The following is an 18475-nucleotide window of genomic DNA, read 5'->3' as shown; positions in this document are numbered from 1 at the left end:
GCTGGGGTGCGGGCGTTCAGCGCCCACGCAGGAACAGGGCGTCCAGTTCCTTCATCGTCACCTGCCGCCAGGTGGGCCGGCCGTGGTTGCAGGTGTCGGCGCGTTCGGTCGCTTCCATCTCGCGCAGCAGCGCGTTCATCTCTTCCAGCGTGAGGCGGCGGTTGGCGCGCACGGCACCGTGGCAGGCCATGGTGGCGAGGATGTCGTCGCGCGCGCGCTGCACCACGCGGGTGGCACCGGCCTCGGCCAGCTCGGCCAGCACCGAGCGTGTGAGTTCGGCCAGGTCGGCGTTGCCGCGCGCCAGCAGCGCCGCCGGGCCGCTGCGCAGCACCAGCGTGCCGGCGCTGAGCACGCCCACGTCCAGGCCCAGGGCCAGCAGCGCCTCTTGCTCGGCCTCGGCCGTGGCGATCTCGGCGGGCGTGGCCGCCAGCGTCTGCGGGATGAGCAGCGGCTGCGCCGGCAGGTGCTGGCCACCCACCGCCGAGCGCTTCAGCCCTTCGTAGACGATGCGTTCGTGCGCCGCGTGCATGTCCACCACCACCAGGCCGTGGGCGTTTTCGGCCAGCACATAGGCGCCGCCGATCTGCGCGATGGCGCGGCCCAGCGGCCAGGCCGTGGGCTCGTCCTCACCGGGGGGCGCCCCGGGGGTGGGGCGGTCGACCTCGGCGCGCAAGGCGGCCCAGGTGGCCAAACCGCCGCTGCCTTGCGGCGTGCGCCAGGGGCCGGGGGTCTCTTGCGCAGCGGGCCAGGCCGGCGCGGCGGTGGCGGGCGTCTCGGCCGGCGTCCAGGCCAGTGAGGGCTGCCAGCCGCCGAGTGGCGCGGCTGCGGCCGCGGGTGCGGGCACCGCATCGGCCGTGGGCGGCGCGGGCACGGCCGCCTCGTTCGTGCCGGCCCGCGTGGGCGCCAGCGCATCTTCCACCGCCGCGCGCACCGCCTGGTGCACGGCCCTTCCGTCGCGGAAGCGCACCTCGATCTTGGTCGGGTGCACGTTCACGTCCACCAGCTCGGGGGCGATCTGCAGGAAGAGCAGGTAGGCCGGCTGGCGGCTGCCGTGGAGCTGGTCTTCATAGGCCGCGCGCACGGCGTGGGCGAGCAGGCGGTCGCGCACGTAGCGGCCGTTGACGAAGACGTACTGCAGGTCGGCGCGCGAACGGGCCGCCTCGGGCTGGCCGGCACGGCCTTGCAGCGCCAGCGGGCCGCGCTCGGCCTGCACGCCGCGGCTGGCGGCGATGAAGTCGGCGCCCAGCACGTCGGCCCAGCGCTGCGCGGGCGCGGCGGCGCGCCACTGCGCGGCCAGGCGCGCTTCATGCCAGACGGCAAAACCCACATCGGGCCGCGCCAGCGCGTGGCGGCGCACGGCCTCCAGCGCGTGCGCGAACTCGGTGGCGTCGGTCTTCAGGAACTTGCGCCGCGCCGGCGTGCTGAAGAAGAGCTCGTTGACCTCCACCGTGGTGCCCGTGCCGCGCGCCGCGGGTGCGAGTTCACCGCTGCGCGCCTGCAGGCGCCAGGCGTGCGGCATCTCGGCGGTGCGGGTGGTGAGCGTCATCTCGGCCACCGAGGCGATGGCGGCCAGGGCCTCGCCGCGGAAACCCATGGTGGCCACCGATTCCAGCTCGGCCAGGCTCGCGATCTTGCTGGTGGCGTGGCGCTTCAGCGCCAGCGGCAGGTCTTCGCGCGCGATGCCGCCGCCGTCGTCTTCCACCACGATGCTGCGCACCCCGCCGGCCACCAGGCGCACGGTGATCTGCCTGGCGCCGGCGTCCAGCGCGTTGTCGACCAGCTCGCGCACCACGGAGGCGGGGCGTTCCACCACCTCGCCGGCGGCGATCTGGCTCACCAGCTCGTCGGGCAGTTCGCGGATGCGGCGGCCGGGGGCGGGCGCCTGCATCGCGCTCGTCGGCAACACGGCGTTCATCGCCGGGATTGTAGGAGCCCCCCCTGGCAGGCAGGGCGGTTGCAGCGGCTTGCCCGCGCTGCGCTCATTCCACCGGCAGGACCGAGCCGCAGTGCTGGCAGAAACGCGCACCCGCCGGCACGGCGGTGCCGCAGTGCGTGCAGAAGCGTGCCACGCGGCGGGGAGCCGCCGCGGCAGCGGCCGGTGCAGGCACCTCGGGCTCGCGCGGGCGCGGGCGCACCGCAGCCGCAGCCGCAACGGCCGCCGAGGGCATGGCGGCCGGGGCCGCCTTGCGCGCCAGCTCTTGCACGGTCTGCAGCCAGGCCGTGGCGCCTGCGCGGTGGGCGACCAGCGCCAGCATCACCCGGCTGCCGGCGGTGTGGGGCGCTGCGGCATAGAACATCGAGCGCAGCACCGCCACGCGGCCCCGCAAATGCCAGCCCTGCGTGCGTGCGCCGCCTTCGTCGCGGCCGCGCTGCGCCTCGGGCGCGCGGACCCAGGTGCCCTGCAGGTCCAGCCAGGTGAGGGTGGAGACCACCTCCACGCGGCTCCAGAGCAGGTGCCCGATGCGCAAGGCATAGCCCCCCACGGCCAGCGCCGCCATGCCGCTGGCCGCCGGCACCCAAGAGGCCGCAGGGTTGAGCATGTGGGTGGTGGCCAGCCACAGCCAGGCCATGCTGCCGCCCAGGCTCCAGAGCAGGCCGGTGACGTTGAGTGCCAGCAGGGCGCCGCGGCGCGGCGCTTCGGTGGGCGCTGGTGGAACCGGCGTCGCGGCGGCCGCCGCAGCGCGGCCCGGCGCCGGGCCGGCACGCGCCGCCAGCGGCGCGGTGGCCACCAGCGGTTGCGACTCTTCCAGCACCAGCGCCTGGAAGCTGCCAGTCTCGGCGCCACGCGGCAGCTGCGGGCTCAGCCAGCCGTAACGGCGGTTGGGAATGCCCTCGGTCCACTGGCGGTGCAATTCCAGGTCGACGTCGCGCATCAGCTGCTCGGGGTCGGCCTCCTGCTCCGCGTCCTGCGTCTCGGGCGCCACCGCCGGCAGCCAGGGCGCCTGCAGTTGCGCGCGGGCAGCGAGCACGCCCAGGCTCTCGAAGAGCAGCACGCTGAACAGCATCACCAGCGCCGCCAGCGGCAGGCCCAGGCGCGGCAACGACGCCGAGCGCGGCAAGGCCTCCGCGAACACGCCCAGCAGCCCTGCGAGCACGCCCGCCAGCAGCACCAGCAAGCCCACCAGCCAGGGCGACAGGGCCCGGTGTTCGGGGTGCAGCGCGCGCAGAGCCAGCACACCGGCGCACACCAGCAAGGGCACCAGCGCCGCCGCGCCCTGCGCAGGCGCCTCGCGGAAGGCCAGGAAAGACACCAGCAGCACCAGACCCAGGCCGAGTGCCAGGCCAAGGTGCGAGAAGCGCACGCGCAGGTGGTCGTGCAAGGTGGTGGGGGCGTGCGCGAGATCGGGGCCGAGCAGGCGCAAGGCCGAGGCATAGCGGCCCTCGACGGCCGCCGGGCGGTGCTCGCCCACCTCGAGCAGCCGCTGCAGCGCGGCAGCACCTGGGCTGAGGCCCGAGCCCTCGCGCGGCACATCGGGCATCAACGAGGCCGGCTGGCCCGGCGCCAGCAGCAACTGTCGCTGGGCCGAGGCCTTCCAGAGGTCGCGCGCGCCCAGCATCAGCAGCAGCATGGCCGCCACCAGGTGGGGCACGGCACTGGCCGGCTCGGGCAGCTTTTCCAGCGTCACGGTGACTTCAGGCGCCTCGCCACCGACGAAGGACACCACCGCGGCGATCAGCACCGCCAGCGCGATCAGCGCATAGCCCCGCGCCACCAGGAACCGGTTCTCGGTGCCATAGGGGGAGGGGAATTCGAAGGCAGGCCCTTCCAGGCTCCACCGGTACGCCATGCATGCTCCAGACAACGGGTCGCGGCCGATTCTGCATGAAGGCCCGCCAGCGGGCCGAGGGCATCAGGCAGGGCTTCCCGGGGCACTTCTCAGGGCCGGACCCCGGTGCGCGCGGGCGACGGCCGCAGCCTCGCGGGCCAGTGCGGCGCGCAGCGCAGGCGGCGCCAGCACCTCGACCTCCGTGCCCAGGCGCAAGAGCTGGCGCGCGGCGTACGCCTCGGCCTCTGTGGGAATCTCAGCCTGCACCCACCCCGGCCGCGCCGCCTTGCGTTGCGTGCGCAGAGCCTCGTCGGCCGCCGCCGGCAGGACGCTGCGCAGGATGCGCAGACCCTCGTCCGAGATCAGCACGGTGGCCCGGCCCTGCATGAGCCGGGCCTCGAAATCGGCCACCGACACCGGCCAATGCGCCGCCAGCACGAAGCCGGCCGGCCGCCGTGCCGGCAACTTCAGCACGCGCAGGCGCTGGATGCCGCTGACGCGGTAGGTGCGTGGCCCGGCCGCCGCGCCGCGGCCCCCCGCGCTGGCCGCCAGGTACCAGAGGCCGCCCTTGAGCACCAGGCCCAGCGGCGACAGCGTGCGCTCGACCGCGCCCGACCAGCTCTCGTACCCGATGCGCACGCGCAGACCCTGCCAGACCGCACCCGCCAGCGCAGGCAGCAGGGGCAGGGGCTCGGCACGGTGGTACCAGGGCAAGGGATCGACATGGAAACGCTCGGCGATGCGTCCGGCATCGGCGGCCGCGTCGGGCGGCAGGCTGGCCAGCAGCTTGAGCTGCACATCGGCCGCCTCACCGGCCAGCCCGAGGTCACGCGCGGCCCCGGCCAGCCCGGCCAGCGGCACGCTGCGCGCCTCCAGCGCGGTCAGCCCCGTCAGCTCGGTGCGCCAGCCGGGCGGCAGCACGATGCCCCCACCCCGGCCGCGGTCGGCGCGCAGCGGCACACCGGCGGCACTGAGCGCATCGAGATCGCGGTAGACCGTGCGCACGGCCACCTCGAACTCCCGTGCAAGTTCGGCCGCCGTCACGCGGCCACGCAGCTGCAGGCGCAGCAGGATGGACAACAGACGGCTCGAACGCATGGCTGCAGATTAGCTGACATCGGGTGTCAGGTTCACGGGCGCAAGATGCTGCCATGCCCTACGCAAGCCGCCGCCGATTCCTGGCCAGCGCCGCCTGGCTGGCGACGCAGCCCGTCCACCCCTTCACCACCACCGCCCCGCCCACCGCCATGCTCGACGACTCGATGATCGAGGCCGACACCCCGCGCTTCGACCCCGTGCCCGCCCTCCCTGCCACCGCCACGCCGGGCCGACCCGGCGACTTCGCCTTCCTCGACGGCCGCTGGCGCATCCGCCACCTCAAGCGCCGCGGCGAGGCCTGGGACCGTTTCGAGGGCGAAGCACGGTGCTGGAGCATCCTGGGCGGCATCGGCAGCGTCGAGGAACTCCTGATCCCGGCGCGCGACTTCAGCGGTCTGGGGCTGCGCATGCTCGACGTCGCACAGCGGCAGTGGTCCGACCACTGGGTCAACGCGAAGAGCGGCGTCGTCACCGCGCCCGGCCAGACCGGCAGCTTCGAGAACGGCGCCGGGCTCTTCGCCAGCAGCTACGAGGACCAGGGCAAGCCCATGCGATCGATGGGCATCTGGGACTGCATCGGCGACGGCGTCTGCCGCTGGCGGCAGGTCTACTCGGCCGACGGCGGACAGACCTGGGCGCACGACTGGGTGATGCACTGGCGCCGCATCGGCTGAACGGCCTGCACCGGCGGCGCACGGCCGCGTGAAACGCGTCACGCCCTCGCCCCTCAAGCCGTGCCCAGGGCACGCCGAAACTCCGGAACGAATCTCTGGAGTTTCGGCATGCGCATGGCGGTTTGGATGGCCCTGGTCTGGGTCGTACCGGGTTGGGTAGGCGCGCAGGCCTTCGAAGCGCCACCGCCACCGCAGCCGGCCTCTCTCCCGGCCGAACTGGCGATGGGCGATGCGGCAGCCCTGCGCAAGGTCTTCGAGCAGGCGGTGTGGCCCAGCGACATCGTGCGCGCCGCGGATGCCTACCTGCGCCTGCACCCGGGCGCCAGCGACGTGGTGGCGCAGCGCGCTGCCGCGGCCGAGGTCATGCAACTGCTGCGCGCCAAGGACGTGCTGGTCTTCCGCAGCAGCTTCACCGAGGCCGGCCCGGCCCTGCAGCGCGACCTGCGCCTGGCCGCCCTGGGCGACCGTGCCGCCGCCGTGCGCCTGGCCGAGGCCAGCCGCGCGCATGACGAAGCGCACGGCACGCGCCGCTACGTGGGTTGGATGCAGCTGGCCGCACTGCTGCGCGACCCCGAAGCCAGCTACCAGCTGGCGCTGCACTACCGCCGCACCGGCCAGCCGGCGCTGGCGGCGCGCTACGAGACCCTGGCCAGCGACCTGGGCCACATCCCGCTGCCCTCGCTGGACAACAGCCGCAAATAGCGGGCGCCGGCGCGCGGCGCCGCGCCGCCTCACATGCTGCGGCGGTACTGCCCGCCCACCTCGAACAGCGCGTGGGTGATCTGGCCCAGGCTGCACACGCGCACCGCATCCATCAGCACCGCGAAGACGTTGTCGTTCGCCATCACCGCCTGCTGCAGGCGATGCAACATGGCCGGCGCCTGCGCGGCGTGGCGTTCGTGGAAGGCCTGCAGGCGCTGCAGCTGGCTGCGCTTTTCTTCTTCGGTGCTGCGCGCGAGCTCGATGCTCTCGGGCACCGGGTCGCCATGCGGCGAACGGAAGGTGTTCACGCCGATGATGGGCAACTCGCCGGTGTGCTTGAGCATCTCGTAGTGCATGCTCTCTTCCTGGATCTTGCTGCGCTGGTAGCCGGTTTCCATCGCGCCCAGCACACCGCCGCGTTCGGCGATCTTCTCGAACTCGGCCAGCACCGCCTCTTCCACCAGTTCGGTGAGCTCGTCGATGACGAAGGCGCCCTGGTTGGGGTTCTCGTTCTTCGCCAGGCCCCACTCGCGGTTGATGATGAGCTGGATGGCCATGGCGCGGCGCACGCTGTCTTCGGTGGGCGTGGTGATGGCCTCGTCGAACGCATTCGTGTGCAGCGAATTGCAGTTGTCGTAGATCGCGATCAGCGCCTGCAGCGTGGTGCGGATGTCGTTGAACTGGATCTCCTGCGCGTGCAGTGAACGGCCACTCGTCTGCACGTGGTACTTCAGCTTCTGGCTGCGTTCGTTGGCGCCATAACGCTCGCGCATCGCCACCGCCCAGATGCGGCGCGCCACGCGGCCGAGCACCGTGTACTCGGGGTCCATGCCGTTGCTGAAGAAGAAGCTCAGGTTGGGCGCGAAGTCGTCGATGTGCATGCCGCGCGCGAGGTAGGCCTCCACAAACGTGAAGCCGTTGCTCAGCGTGAAGGCCAGCTGGCTGATCGGGTTGGCGCCCGCCTCGGCGATGTGGTAACCGCTGATGCTCACCGAGTAGAAGTTGCGCACGTCGTGCTGCACGAACCACTGCGCGATGTCGCCCATCACCTTGAGGCTGAACTCGGTGCTGAAGATGCAGGTGTTCTGGCCCTGGTCTTCCTTCAGGATGTCGGCCTGCACCGTGCCGCGCACGTTGGCCAGCGTCCAGGCGCGGATCTTCTGGGCTTCGTCGTCCGTCGGCTCGCGGCCGTTGTCGACCTTGAACTTGTCGAGGTTCTGGTCGATGGCGGTGTTCATGAACATCGCCAGGATGGTGGGCGCCGGGCCGTTGATCGTCATGCTGACCGACGTGGCCGGGTGCGTGAGGTCGAAGCCGCCGTAGAGCACCTTCATGTCGTCCAGCGTCGCGATGCTCACGCCGCTGTTGCCCACCTTGCCGTAGATGTCGGGCCTCGGGTCGGGGTCGTTGCCGTAGAGCGTGACGCTGTCGAAGGCCGTGGACAGGCGCTTGGCCGGCATGCCCTCGCTCAGCAGCTTGAAGCGGCGGTTGGTGCGGAAGGCGTCGCCTTCGCCGGCGAACATGCGCGTCGGGTCTTCGCCCTCGCGCTTGAAGGCGAAGGTGCCGGCGGTGTACGGGAAGCTGCCGGGCACGTTGTCGAGCATCAGCCACTTCAGCACTTCACCGTCGCACTCGTACTTCGGCAGCGCCACCTTGCGGATCTTGCTGCCGGACAGCGTGGTGTGCGTCAGCGCGGTGAGGATCTCCTTGTCGCGGATCTTCACCACGTACTCGTCGCCGGCGTAGGCTCGTCTCATCTCGGGCCACATCGCCAGCAGCTTCTTCGCCTGCGGGTCGAGCAGGGCCTCGCGCTGCACGGCCAGGTCGTCCACGGCCTCCACGGCGCGGTGGCGGCCGGGCTTGTCGGTGAGCAGCATCTTCGCGGTGGCGCGCAACTGCTGGATCTCGCGCGCCAGCCGGCTTTGCGCAAGCGCCTTGCGCTTGTAGCCGCGCACGGTGTCGCTGATGTCGGCCAGGTAGCGCACGCGCGCGCCCGGCACGATGGGCACCTGGTGCGTGCTGTGGCGCGTGGCCACCATCGGCAGGCGGCCTTCGGCGGTCTTCAGCCCCAGCGCGGCCAACCGCGGGCGCAAGGCCTGGTAAAGCGCCGTGACGCCGTCGTCGTTGAAGCGGCTGGCCATGGTGCCGAAGACCGGCATTTCCTCGGTCTTCGTGCCCCAGGCTTCCTTGTTGCGCTGCACCTGCTTGGCCACGTCGCGCAGCGCGTCGGCCGCGCCCTTGCGGTCGAACTTGTTGATGGCCACGAACTCGGCGAAGTCGAGCATGTCGATCTTCTCCAGCTGGCTGGCGGCGCCGAACTCGGGCGTCATCACGTAGAGCGGCACGTCCACCAGCGGCACGATGGCGGCGTCGCCCTGGCCGATGCCCGAGGTCTCCACCACGATGAGGTCGAAACCCGCGGCCTTGCAGGCCAGCAGCACGTCGGGCAGGGCCTGGCTGATCTCGCTGCCGAAATCGCGCGTGGCCAAGCTGCGCATGAACACACGCGGCCCCTGGCTCCAGGGCGAGATGGCGTTCATGCGGATGCGGTCGCCCAGCAGCGCACCACCGCTCTTGCGCCGGCTGGGGTCGATGCTGATGACGGCGATGCGCAGCGCGTCGCCCTGGTCCAAGCGGATGCGTCGGATGAGTTCGTCGGTGAGGCTGCTCTTGCCCGCGCCGCCCGTGCCGGTGATGCCCAGCACCGGCACCTTCGCGCCCTGCGCGGCCTTGGCGAGTTCGGCCTTGAAGCCGGCGTCGGCCTGGCCGTTCTCCAGCGCCGTGAGGGCCTGGGCCAGCGCACGCCAGGCGGCGTCGGTGTGGCCCTGCAGCGCTGCCACCTGCTGCGGCGCATGCGCCGAGAGGTCGTGGTCGCAGCGCATGACCATCTCGCCGATCATGCCCTGCAGCCCCATGCGCTGGCCGTCTTCCGGGCTGTAGATGCGCGCCACGCCATAGGCCTGCAGCTCGCGGATCTCGGCCGGCACGATGACGCCACCGCCACCGCCGAACACCTGGATGTGCGCGCCGCCGCGGGCCTTCAGCAGGTCGACCATGTACTTGAAGTACTCGACGTGCCCGCCCTGGTAGCTGCTGATGGCGATACCCTGCACGTCTTCCTGCAGCGCGGCCGTGACCACCTCGTCGACGCTGCGGTTGTGGCCGAGGTGGATGACCTCGGCGCCCATGCCCTGCAGGATGCGCCGCATGATGTTGATGGCCGCGTCGTGCCCGTCGAAGAGGCTGGCGGCGGTGACGAAACGCACCTTGTTCGTGGGCCGGTAGTTGGCCAGGGCGCGGGCTTCGGCGGAGAGATCGGTCATGGCATGTCACCTTGCTTGACGTTGACGTAAACGTCAATTCGGCATGATGCCATGGGCGTCTGCCTCGGCGGCACTGCTAACCTCCCGGCCTCTTTCGCCGCCACTGCCCCGGGCCGACGCCGCCCGCGCCCGCCCATGAGCTTTCTGGCCATCGACATCGGCAACACCCGCCTGAAGTGGGCGCTGTACGCCAGCCCCCAGCCCGGCGCCACCTTGCTGCACCACGGCGCGGTGTTCCTGGAGACCATCGACGACCTGGCCGAGACGCAGTGGCGCGACCTGCCCGCGCCGCACAGCATGCTGGGCTGCGCCGTGGCCGGCGAGGCCATCCGCCGCCGCGTGGAAGAGCAGCTCGAACTCTGGGACATCAACCCGCACTGGGTGGTGCCCACGGCCTCCGAAGCCGGCGTGAAGAACGGGTACGACCACCCCACCCGCCTGGGCGCCGACCGCTGGGTGGCGCTGGCCGGCGCCCGCCACCGCGTGCTGCAGGAGGTGGCGCGAGGCGGCACTGCCCGCCCGGCGATGGTGGTGATGGTGGGCACGGCCGTGACGGTGGACGCGCTCGACCCCGACGGCCACTTCCTCGGCGGCCTCATCCTGCCGGGCTTCGGCCTGATGCAACGGGCGCTGGAGATGGGCACGGCAGGCCTGAAGGTGCCCACGGGCGAGGTGGTGGACTTCCCCACCAACACCAGCGACGCGCTGATGAGCGGCGGCGCCAACGCCATCGCCGGCGCGGTGGAACGCCAGGCGCGGCGGCTGCAGGCGCGCACCGGCCAGGCCCCGCTGCTGCTGATGGGCGGTGGCGGCGCGCCCAAGCTGGTGGCCATCACCGACCTGCCCTTCGAGACCGTCGAGACGCTGATCTTCGACGGCCTGCTGGCGATGCAGAGCCAGCGCCTGGCGCTCTGAGCCCGAGGGCGGGCCCGCCCCTCAGGAGTGGATGTAGCTTTCCAGCTGCGCGATGGTGCTCTCGTGGTCGGCGATGATGTCGTCGAGCACGTCGCGGATGGAGATCATCCCCAGCACCGTGCTGCCATCGAGCACCGGGAGGTGGCGCACCTTGCGCGCGCTCATCAGCTGCATGGCCACGCGCGTGCCGGTGTTCGGCGTCACGGTGAGCACCTGCCGCGTCATGATGTCCGAGACTGGCGTGGTCTTGGAGTTGCGGCCCTGCAGCGCGATCTTGCGCGTGTAGTCGCGCTCGGAGAACACGCCCACCAGGCGCCCGCCCTCCATCACCATCAGCGCCCCCACCTCGTACTGCGCCAGCAGTTCCAGGGCTTCGTAGACGCTGCAATCGGGCCGCACGTGCCACAGCGTGCCCTCGCGCTTCTTCAGCAGTTCTGACACCGGCTTCATCGGATCTCTCCCAGGCCAAGCAGACGCCTTGCAGCCTACACAAACGGCCGCTGGCGGCAAGGGTGGCAGCCCCAGGGGCCACGCCACATCGCCGGCCGTGCCAACATGCGGGTATGCCCGCAGCAACGACCCCTGTCCGCTCCCCCGTGCCACCGCGCCGGCCTTGGCGCAGCCTGCTGGCCCTGTGCGTGACCGGCGCCGCCGGCGTGGCTGTTCTGGGCGGCTGTGCGGTGCTGGACGAGCAGCAACGCAAGTGGATCTTCCAGCCGAGCGAGCGCACCTGGTGGGGCGGGCAGGCCGCCGCCGAGGGCATGCAGGACGTGTGGATCGAGTTCCGCTCCCGTGCAGCACAGGAAGACGTGAAGCTCCACGGCCTGTGGCTGCGCCAGGCCCAGCCTGGCGCCCCCGTGCTGCTCTACCTGCACGGCGCACGCTGGGACGTGCGCGGCAGCGCCCCCCGCATGCGCCGCATGCACGAGCTCGGTTTCTCGGTGCTGGGCATCGACTACCGCGGCTTCGGCCGCAGCACGGCCGGTTTGCCTTCGGAAGCCCTGGCCGGCGAAGACGCCCGCGCCGCCTGGCAGTGGCTGGCCGCGCAGGCCCCTGGCGCGCCGCGCATCGTGTTCGGCCATTCGCTGGGCGGTGCGCTGGCCGTGCAGCTGGCCGCCAGCGTGGGCGACGAGGCCGGGCTCATCGTCGAGAACACCTTCACCTCCATCCCGGAGGTGGTGCGCACCTTCAAGTGGGGCTGGCTGCCGGTGGCGCCGCTGATCACGCAGCGGCTCGACGCCGCCTCGCGCATCGCCGAGGTGGGCGCGCCGGTGCTGGTGGTGCACGGCAGCGCCGACACCCTGATCCGCCCCGAGCTGGGCCGCGCGCTCTTCGACAAGGCCGTGGAGCCCAAGCGCTTTCTGCTGGTGGAGGGCGGCACCCACCACAACACCAACTCGCTGGCGCAGGCGCGCTACCGCGAGGTGCTGGGCGAGTTCTTCAAGCTGCAGGCGATGGCACCGGCGGCGGCAGCACCGCCGTGACCTCGATCTCCACCAAGGCGCGGTCTTCCATCAGCGCGCTGACCTGCACCGCCGACATCGCCACCGCGTAGTCGCCGATCAGCTCGCGGTAGGCAGCACCGATCTCGCGGCCGCGCGCCAGGTACTCGCGCTTGTCGGTGAGGTACCAGGTCATGCGGCAGATGTGCGCGGGCGCGGCGCCGGCCTCGGCCAGCACCGCGCGCACGTTGGCCAGGGTCTGGCGCACCTGGGCCACGAGGTCGTCGCTCTCGAACTGCTGCTGCGCGTTCCAGCCGATCTGGCCGGCCACGAACACCTGTGTGCCGGCGCCCACGGCCACGCCGTTGGCGTAGCCGCGCGGCGGTGTCCAGCCGGCAGGTTGCAGCACTTGCTTGTTCATGCGGGGTTCTCCGGGGTCGGCACCTCGGCCATCACGTAAGGCAGCAAGGCCTGGCGCACGTCGTCGGGCAGGGCCTGCGGGCGGTGCGTTTCCAGGCTGGTGCACACCAGCACCTGGCGCGCGCGGTAGCGCAGCTCGCCGGTGGCATCCGGCCCCGCGTGGCAGCGCACGGCCAGCGTCAGCGAGCTGCGGCCGAGCTTCTCCACGGCGCCAGTGAAGGTGATGAGGTCGCCGTGCCGGCTGACGGCCGTGAAGTCGACCTCCAGCCGCACCGTGGGCAGCCCGGTGCGGCGCGCGCCGATGAGGCCGGCGTAGGAGATGCGCAGCCCCTCGTCGAACCACTGCTCGACGAAGGTGTTGAGCATCACCAGGTATTGCGGGAAGAAGACGATGCCGGCGGGGTCGCACTCGGCGAAGCGCACGGTGCGGGTGGCGGTGAAGTGCATGGCGGGTTCAGTCCAGGTGCTTGAGCTTGAAGCGCTGGAGCTTGCCGGTTTCGGTGCGCGGCAGCTCGCTGCGGAAGACGAGCACGCGAGGGTACTTGTAAGGCGCGATGGTCTGCTTGACGAAGTCTTGCAGCGCCTGCGCCAGCGCCGGGCCGGGCTCGTGCCCGGGCTTGGGCACCACGAAGGCCTTCACCACCATGCCGCGCGCCTCATCGGCCACGCCCACCACGCCGCATTCGGCCACCGCGGGGTGCAGCAGCAGCGCGGCCTCCACCTCGGGGCCGGCGATGTTGTAGCCGCCGCTGACGATCATGTCGTCGGTGCGCGCCTGGTAGACGAACTGGCCGTCCACGGGGTCGACGAGGTAGGCGTCGCCGGTGAGGTTCCAGCCGTTCTGCACATAGGTGGCCTGGCGCGGGTCGTCGAGGTATTTGCAGCCGGTGGGGCCCTGGATGGCCAGGCGGCCCACCTGACCCGGTGGCAGCTCGCGGCCCTGCTCGTCGAGGATGGCGGCGCGGTAACCGGGCACCGGCAGGCCCGTGGCGCCGGGGCGCGCCGTGGCTTCGTCGGCCGAGATGAAGATGTGCAGCAGCTCGGTGGAGCCGATGCCGTCGATGAGCGTCAGGTTGGTCGCCTGCTGCCACAGCGCGCGCGTGGCCGCGGGCAGGGCCTCGCCGGCCGAGACGCACTTGCGCAGCGTCGTCAACGAGGGTGCCGCCTCGCCGCGTTCACGCGCAGCGATCTGCGCCATCGCCATGGCGCGGTAGGCCGTGGGCGCGGTGAAGCACACGGTGGCGCCGTAGCCCTGCACGGCGGCCGGCAGCGTGTCGGGCGTGGCCTTTTCCAGCAGCACGGTGCTGGCGCCCACCGACAGCGGGAAGAGCAGCAGCCCGCCCAGCCCGAAGGTGAAGGCCAGCGGCGGGCTGCCGATGAACACGTCGTCAGAACGCGGGCGCAGCACGTGCGGCGGCCAGCAGGCGCAGGCGGCCATCACGTCGCGGTGGCTGTGCATCGTGCCTTTGGGCACACCCGTGGTGCCGGAGGTGAAGGCCATCAGGCAGATGTCTTCGGCGGCAGTGTCGATGTTCTCGAACTGCGCGGGCATGCAGACTGCCGCGGCTTCGAGTTCCTGTGCCTCGCCACCGAAATGCAGCACCTGCTGCAGCGTGGGGCAGCCGGCGCGTGCCAACGCCAGTTCTTCGGCCAGGCGCGCGTCGCACAGCGCGTGGCTGATCTGCGCCTTGTCGACGATGGCCGCCAGCTCGCGCGCCCGCAGCATCGGCATGCTGCCCACCGCAATGCCGCCGGCCTTGACCACCGCGAACCAGCAGGCCGCCAGCCAGGGCGTGTTGGCCCCACGCAGCAGCACGCGCTGGCCGGGCACCAGGCCCGTCTGCCGCACCAGCACGTGGGCGATGCGGTTCGCGGTGGCCTGGAACTCGGCGTAGGTCCAGCGCACGGTGGCACCCTGCACGCAGAGTCGCTGCCCTTTGCCTTCTTCGACCCAGCGGTCCAGCAGGCGCGCGGCGCAGTTCAGGCGCGGCGGGAACTGCAGCTCGGGCAGCTCGAACAACAGTGCAGGCAGTTGCTCGGGCGGCGGCAGGCGGTCGCGCGCGAAGGTGTCCACGTGCGCGGTGGCGGCAGGCGTGAGCGGGGGGCCCGGCAGCGTCATGCGGCGCATTCTTGGAGCGAGATACTTTAGTTGTCAACTAAATTGCACGCGGCGATATCATCGATCGCATGGCTGCCGCACCGTCCCCACCAAGCCCCCGTCAGACGCTGTGGGACATCTCGCCCCCAGTGCAGCCCGGCTCGCCGGTGTTCCCGGGTGATGCGCCCTTCAGCCTGCAGTGGGCCGCGCGCATCGGCCCGAACTGCCCGGTGAACCTGAGCACCCTCACCCTCTCGCCGCACACCGGCGCGCACGCCGACGCCCCCTTGCACTACGGCGACGAAGGTGCGCCCATCGGCGAAGTGGCGCTGGAGCCCTACCTCGGCCCCTGCCGTGTCATCCACGCCATCGGCTGCGGGCCGCTGGTGCGGTGGCAGCACCTGGTGCATGCCATCCCCGACCCTGCCGCCCTGCCGCCGCGGGTGCTGGTGCGCACCTACGCGCGCATGCCGCAAGACCGCTGGGACGACGACCTGCCCGCCTACGCCCCCGAGACGTTGGAGCGCCTGGCCGAGTTGGGCGTGCTGCTGGTGGGCATCGACAGCGCCAGCGTCGACCCCGCCACCAGCAAGACGCTGGACAGCCACCAGGTGCTGCGCCGCCGCGGCCTGCACGTGCTGGAAAACCTGCTGCTCGACGAAGTGCGGGAAGGCGACTACGAACTCATCGCGTTGCCCTTGCGGCTGAGCACCGCCTGCGCCTCCCCCGTGCGCGCCGTGTTGCGCGCGCTCGCCTGAACCTTCTGCCGGACCCGACCATGAGCACCCGAGAACAAGCCCTGGCGCTGGACGCCCAAGACCCGCTGGCGCCGCTGCGCGAGCAGTTCAGCCTGCCCGAGGGCGTGCTCTACCTCGACGGCAACTCGCTGGGCGTGCTGCCCCGGGCCACGCCCGCGCGTGTGCAGCAGGTGGTGCAGGACGAATGGGGCACGGGCCTGATCCGCAGCTGGAACAGCGCCGGCTGGATCACGCTGCCGCAGCGTGTGGGCAACAAGATCGCGCGCCTGGTGGGGGCGGGTGCCGACGAACTGGTGGTGGCCGATTCCACCAGCGTCAACCTCTTCAAGGTGCTGAGTGCCGCGCTCAGCATCACCGTGGCCGATGCCCCGCAGCGCAAGACCATCGTCAGCGAGCGCAGCAACTTCCCCACCGACCTCTACATCGCCGAGGCGCTGTGCCGCGAGCGTGGCTTCGAGCTGGTGCTGTCCGAGCCCGACGAGCTGCCCACGCTGCTGAACGGGCGCACCGCGGTGCTCATGCTCACGCACGTGAACTACCGCACCGGCCGCATGCACGACATGGCCGCGCTCACCGCCGCGGCCCACGCCGCCGGCGCGCTGACGGTGTGGGACCTGGCGCACAGCGCCGGCGCCGTGCCCGTCGATCTGCACGCCGCGAACGCCGACTTTGCCATCGGCTGCGGCTACAAATACCTCAACGGCGGCCCCGGTGCACCGGCCTTCGTGTGGGCGCACCCGCGCCACGCCAGCCGCTTCTGGCAGCCGCTGGCGGGCTGGATGGGCCACGCCGCGCCCTTCGAGTTCACGCCCGGCTACCGGCCGGCCGAGGGCATCTCGCGCTACCTCTGCGGCACGCCGGCGCTGCTGAGCCTGGCAGCGCTGGAGTGCGGCGTCGACACCGTGCTGGCCGCCGAGCCGCACGGCGGCATGGCCGCCCTGCGCGCCAAGAGCCTGGCGCTGACGCGCCTGTTCGCCGCGAAGGTGCAGGCCGATTGCCCGGCGCTGCGCCTGGTGTCGCCCACGAGCGATGTGCAACGCGGCAGCCAGGTCTGCTTCGCGCACGACGAGATGGCCTACGCGGTGGTGCAGGCGCTGATCGGCCGCGGCGTCATCGGCGATTTCCGTGCGCCGGACGTGCTGCGCTTCGGCTTCACGCCGCTGTACCTGCGCCACGTCGACGCCTGGGATGCCGCCGAACACCTGCGCCAGGTGCTGCACACGGGCGAATGGCGCGAGCCGCGTTTCCAGCAGCGCCACGCGGTGACCTGAGGCCGGAGCCCCTTCGATGAGCAGTTGCCCCTTCAACCACGGCGCCCCGGGTCAGCCCGGCACACCCGAGCCCACGGGTGACACCCGCGAGCCGCTGGCCGATTTCTTCGGCGCCCAGCTCGATTTCAGCGCCGACATGAGCTACAGCGACTACCTGCAGCTCGACCAGGTGCTCACCGCGCAGAAGCCGCTGTCGCCCTGCCACGACGAGATGCTCTTCATCGTGCAGCACCAGACCAGCGAGCTGTGGATGAAGCTGATGCTGCACGAGCTGCACGCGGCCACCGCCGACATCGCGGCCGACCGGCTGCCGCCGGCCTTCAAGGCGCTGGCGCGCGTCTCGAAGATCATGGAGCAGCTGGTTCACGCCTGGGACGTGCTGGCCACGATGACGCCGCCCGAGTACAGCGCGCTGCGGCCCTACCTCGCCAAGAGCAGCGGCTTCCAGAGCTGGCAGTACCGCTGCATCGAGTTCAGCCTGGGCAACAAGAACGCGGCCATGCTGCGCCCGCACGCCCACCGCCCCGACCTGCTGGCGCATGTGGAAGCCGCATGGCGCGCGCCCTCGCTCTACGACGAAGCGCTTCGCCTGCTGGCGCGCCGCGGCCTGGCCGTGCCCGAAAGCCACACCCAGCGCGACTGGACCGCTCCCTACACCGAGAGCACGGCCGTGCGTGAGGCCTGGCTGCAGGTCTACCGCGCGCCCGAGCAGCACTGGGACCTGTACCAGCTGGGCGAAGAACTCACCGATCTGGAAGACGCCTTCAGGCTCTGGCGCTTCCGCCACGTCACCACGGTGGAACGCGTGATCGGCTTCAAGCGCGGCACCGGCGGCACCGGCGGCGTGAGCTACCTGCGCAAGATGCTGGACGTGGTGCTCTTCCCCGAGATCTGGACCCTGCGCACCGAGCTTTGAACGGCCGTGAAGGATTTGGCTGTCGGCAGAGCTGACAGCCCGCTGCGCGCCCCCGCGCAAACCCTCGGCCCCGCTGCGCCACGGCGCCAATTCGTTCACGAAGCGCCTGCGCGCGCGGGCAGGAAATCACGCCGCAACGCCCGTGGCACGAAGCCTGCTGCGAACCCTGCACACGGCCCTGCGGCATGACCGCAAGCCCGCAGCACCCCCGGGTGCTGCGGTCCCGAGGCCGAAGTTGGGAACCAGGAAACAGACGTGAACATGCCCGCCACCGCCCGCTCGGTTGCCGCCACCTTGGGCCTCGCCAGCGCGCTGGTGCTGAGCGCCACCGCGCATGCAGCGCCCACCAGCATCACCTACACCAGCAAGTTCGCCGTCTTCCACAACACGGCCACCGGTGAACTGGTCAGCGCGCAGCGCGTGCAGGACGGCACCAGCAGCAGCTTCAGCGTGGAGGCCTTCGACGGCTCGCTCGGCACGCTGCTGGCGGTGGACCTCAGCTACAACGCACGCTGGACCACCAACGCCAGCCTGATGGGCTACGCCGGCACCAGCGGCTGCGGCGCCGCCTGCCTGCGCGAGGCGCCCGAGGCCGACGTCGCCGTGCTGGGCCGCAACGCGGCCCTGTTCGCGCTGTTCATGAGCGGCCCGGGCGCGGCCGAGACGCTGTGGCAACGCACCGTCAACTCCAGCCTGCTGAGCTGCGAGGCCACCGCCGCGGGCGAGGCCGAGTGCCAGGCCTGGTCGACCAGCCAGGGCACCGGCTGGGGCGGCGCCAGCAGCAGCAACCGCCGCAGCTTCACGCTGGCTCGCTTCGTCCAGAGCGAAAGCGTGCAGCACATCGATTTCACGGCGCGGACGACCGGCACCGTCGACATCCAGGCCTGCAGCCTGGGCACCAGCCCGGTGGTGGCCTACTGCCGGGGCCAGTCAGCCGGCTGGCTGAACGGCACGCTGAGCATCACCTACACCTTCGAGGCTGCGCAGCAGGCCGTGCCGCTGCCCTCCACGCTGGCCCTGCTGCTGGCCGCCGGCGGCCTGCTGGCCTGGCAGCGCCGCCGCGCTGCCTGAAGACTGCGATCACCGGTCGC

Annotated in this window: 16 protein-coding genes; 8 read left to right on the top strand and 8 right to left on the bottom strand. The window is 71.6% G+C overall.

Going from position 1 to position 18475, the window contains the following annotated elements; genetic code table 11:
- Positions 1-16: 16 nt before the first annotated feature.
- From mutL to EOE66_RS17865, 3 genes are all read right to left on the bottom strand, one after another.
- The gene (gene mutL / locus EOE66_RS17875; RefSeq protein ID WP_128230078.1) at positions 17-1915 is read right to left on the bottom strand and encodes a DNA mismatch repair endonuclease MutL; all 1899 of its coding nucleotides are present in this window, start codon (positions 1913-1915) and stop codon (positions 17-19) included.
- 64 nt (positions 1916-1979) lie between these two features.
- Positions 1980-3788: a zinc ribbon domain-containing protein gene (locus tag EOE66_RS17870; protein ID WP_128230077.1), complete on the bottom strand. Its 1809-nt coding sequence runs from the start codon at positions 3786-3788 to the stop codon at positions 1980-1982.
- A 63-nt stretch (positions 3789-3851) separates the two neighbouring features.
- A complete protein-coding gene (locus tag EOE66_RS17865; RefSeq protein WP_128230076.1) occupies positions 3852-4865 on the bottom strand; it encodes a helix-turn-helix transcriptional regulator in 1014 nt (337 codons plus the stop codon).
- 53 nt (positions 4866-4918) lie between these two features.
- On the opposite strand from EOE66_RS17865, the gene EOE66_RS17860 reads away from it, so the two are divergent.
- Positions 4919-5539, top strand: a complete 621-nt coding sequence (locus EOE66_RS17860) for a hypothetical protein (protein WP_128230075.1) — start codon at positions 4919-4921, stop codon at positions 5537-5539.
- Positions 5540-5647: 108 nt separating this feature from the next.
- Complete coding sequence (locus EOE66_RS17855; protein WP_128230074.1) at positions 5648-6241, top strand: hypothetical protein; 594 nt, start codon at positions 5648-5650, stop codon at positions 6239-6241.
- A 29-nt stretch (positions 6242-6270) separates the two neighbouring features.
- On the opposite strand, the gene icmF is transcribed toward EOE66_RS17855, so the two are convergent.
- Positions 6271-9564, bottom strand: a complete 3294-nt coding sequence (gene icmF / locus EOE66_RS17850; RefSeq protein WP_128230073.1) for a fused isobutyryl-CoA mutase/GTPase IcmF — start codon at positions 9562-9564, stop codon at positions 6271-6273.
- 135 nt (positions 9565-9699) lie between these two features.
- Here icmF and EOE66_RS17845 point away from each other — a divergent pair, with 135 nt between their 5' ends.
- Entirely contained in the window at positions 9700-10479 is a 780-nt protein-coding gene (locus tag EOE66_RS17845; protein WP_128230072.1) for a type III pantothenate kinase, read from the top strand.
- A gap of 21 nt (positions 10480-10500) precedes the next feature.
- Here the strand turns inward: EOE66_RS17845 and EOE66_RS17840 are convergent, their stop codons facing one another.
- Positions 10501-10929 (bottom strand): CBS domain-containing protein, encoded by a 429-nt coding sequence (locus tag EOE66_RS17840; protein WP_128230071.1) that lies wholly within the window; start codon positions 10927-10929, stop codon positions 10501-10503.
- A 146-nt stretch (positions 10930-11075) separates the two neighbouring features.
- Here EOE66_RS17840 and EOE66_RS17835 point away from each other — a divergent pair, with 146 nt between their 5' ends.
- Positions 11076-11963, top strand: a complete 888-nt coding sequence (locus EOE66_RS17835) for an alpha/beta hydrolase (RefSeq protein WP_245479091.1) — start codon at positions 11076-11078, stop codon at positions 11961-11963.
- Here the strand turns inward: EOE66_RS17835 and EOE66_RS17830 are convergent.
- From EOE66_RS17830 to EOE66_RS17820, 3 genes are read right to left on the bottom strand one after another with little or no spacing between them, the layout of a single operon-like run.
- Positions 11920-12342: a RidA family protein gene (locus EOE66_RS17830; RefSeq protein WP_128230069.1), complete on the bottom strand. Its 423-nt coding sequence runs from the start codon at positions 12340-12342 to the stop codon at positions 11920-11922. The two genes, EOE66_RS17835 and EOE66_RS17830, sit on opposite strands and share 44 nt — an antisense overlap.
- Positions 12339-12788, bottom strand: coding sequence for an acyl-CoA thioesterase (locus tag EOE66_RS17825; protein ID WP_128230068.1), 450 nt, complete (start codon positions 12786-12788; stop codon positions 12339-12341). The genes EOE66_RS17830 and EOE66_RS17825 overlap by 4 nt, the downstream gene beginning before the upstream one ends.
- 7 nt (positions 12789-12795) lie before the next feature.
- On the bottom strand, positions 12796-14460 hold the full coding sequence (locus tag EOE66_RS17820) for an AMP-binding protein (protein WP_128230067.1): 1665 nt from the start codon (positions 14458-14460) through the stop codon (positions 12796-12798).
- 68 nt (positions 14461-14528) lie between these two features.
- On the opposite strand from EOE66_RS17820, the gene kynB reads away from it, so the two are divergent.
- From kynB to EOE66_RS17800, 4 genes are all read left to right on the top strand, one after another.
- Complete coding sequence (kynB, locus tag EOE66_RS17815; RefSeq protein WP_128230066.1) at positions 14529-15197, top strand: arylformamidase; 669 nt, start codon at positions 14529-14531, stop codon at positions 15195-15197.
- A 20-nt stretch (positions 15198-15217) separates the two neighbouring features.
- Positions 15218-16468: a kynureninase gene (gene kynU / locus EOE66_RS17810; protein WP_128230065.1), complete on the top strand. Its 1251-nt coding sequence runs from the start codon at positions 15218-15220 to the stop codon at positions 16466-16468.
- A gap of 16 nt (positions 16469-16484) precedes the next feature.
- Positions 16485-17384: a tryptophan 2,3-dioxygenase gene (gene kynA, locus EOE66_RS17805; protein WP_128230064.1), complete on the top strand. Its 900-nt coding sequence runs from the start codon at positions 16485-16487 to the stop codon at positions 17382-17384.
- Between the two features lie 261 nt (positions 17385-17645).
- On the top strand, positions 17646-18455 hold the full coding sequence (locus tag EOE66_RS17800) for a PEP-CTERM sorting domain-containing protein (protein ID WP_205702731.1): 810 nt from the start codon (positions 17646-17648) through the stop codon (positions 18453-18455).
- Positions 18456-18475 lie beyond the last annotated feature (20 nt).

The sequence above is a fragment of the Rubrivivax rivuli genome, assembly GCF_004016505.1.
Classification (GTDB): Bacteria; Pseudomonadota; Gammaproteobacteria; order Burkholderiales; family Burkholderiaceae_C; genus Rubrivivax; species Rubrivivax rivuli.
Note: the sequence above shows the minus strand (reverse complement) of the source record. Positions and strands in the feature narration are given on the sequence as shown.

Bases quoted from the DNA above. Each gene is read 5' to 3' on its own strand.
- mutL (WP_128230078.1), bottom strand. From the start codon at position 1,915: ATGAACGCCGTGTTGCCGACGAGCGCGATGCAGGCGCCCGCCCCCGGC.
- EOE66_RS17870 (WP_128230077.1), bottom strand. From the start codon at position 3,788: ATGGCGTACCGGTGGAGCCTGGAAGGGCCTGCCTTCGAATTCCCCTCC.
- EOE66_RS17865 (WP_128230076.1), bottom strand. From the start codon at position 4,865: ATGCGTTCGAGCCGTCTGTTGTCCATCCTGCTGCGCCTGCAGCTGCGT.
- EOE66_RS17860 (WP_128230075.1), top strand. From the start codon at position 4,919: ATGCCCTACGCAAGCCGCCGCCGATTCCTGGCCAGCGCCGCCTGGCTG.
- EOE66_RS17855 (WP_128230074.1), top strand. From the start codon at position 5,648: ATGCGCATGGCGGTTTGGATGGCCCTGGTCTGGGTCGTACCGGGTTGG.
- icmF (WP_128230073.1), bottom strand. From the start codon at position 9,564: ATGACCGATCTCTCCGCCGAAGCCCGCGCCCTGGCCAACTACCGGCCC.
- EOE66_RS17845 (WP_128230072.1), top strand. From the start codon at position 9,700: ATGAGCTTTCTGGCCATCGACATCGGCAACACCCGCCTGAAGTGGGCG.
- EOE66_RS17840 (WP_128230071.1), bottom strand. From the start codon at position 10,929: ATGAAGCCGGTGTCAGAACTGCTGAAGAAGCGCGAGGGCACGCTGTGG.
- EOE66_RS17830 (WP_128230069.1), bottom strand. From the start codon at position 12,342: ATGAACAAGCAAGTGCTGCAACCTGCCGGCTGGACACCGCCGCGCGGC.
- EOE66_RS17825 (WP_128230068.1), bottom strand. From the start codon at position 12,788: ATGCACTTCACCGCCACCCGCACCGTGCGCTTCGCCGAGTGCGACCCC.
- EOE66_RS17820 (WP_128230067.1), bottom strand. From the start codon at position 14,460: ATGACGCTGCCGGGCCCCCCGCTCACGCCTGCCGCCACCGCGCACGTG.
- kynB (WP_128230066.1), top strand. From the start codon at position 14,529: ATGGCTGCCGCACCGTCCCCACCAAGCCCCCGTCAGACGCTGTGGGAC.
- kynU (WP_128230065.1), top strand. From the start codon at position 15,218: ATGAGCACCCGAGAACAAGCCCTGGCGCTGGACGCCCAAGACCCGCTG.
- kynA (WP_128230064.1), top strand. From the start codon at position 16,485: ATGAGCAGTTGCCCCTTCAACCACGGCGCCCCGGGTCAGCCCGGCACA.
- EOE66_RS17800 (WP_205702731.1), top strand. From the start codon at position 17,646: ATGCCCGCCACCGCCCGCTCGGTTGCCGCCACCTTGGGCCTCGCCAGC.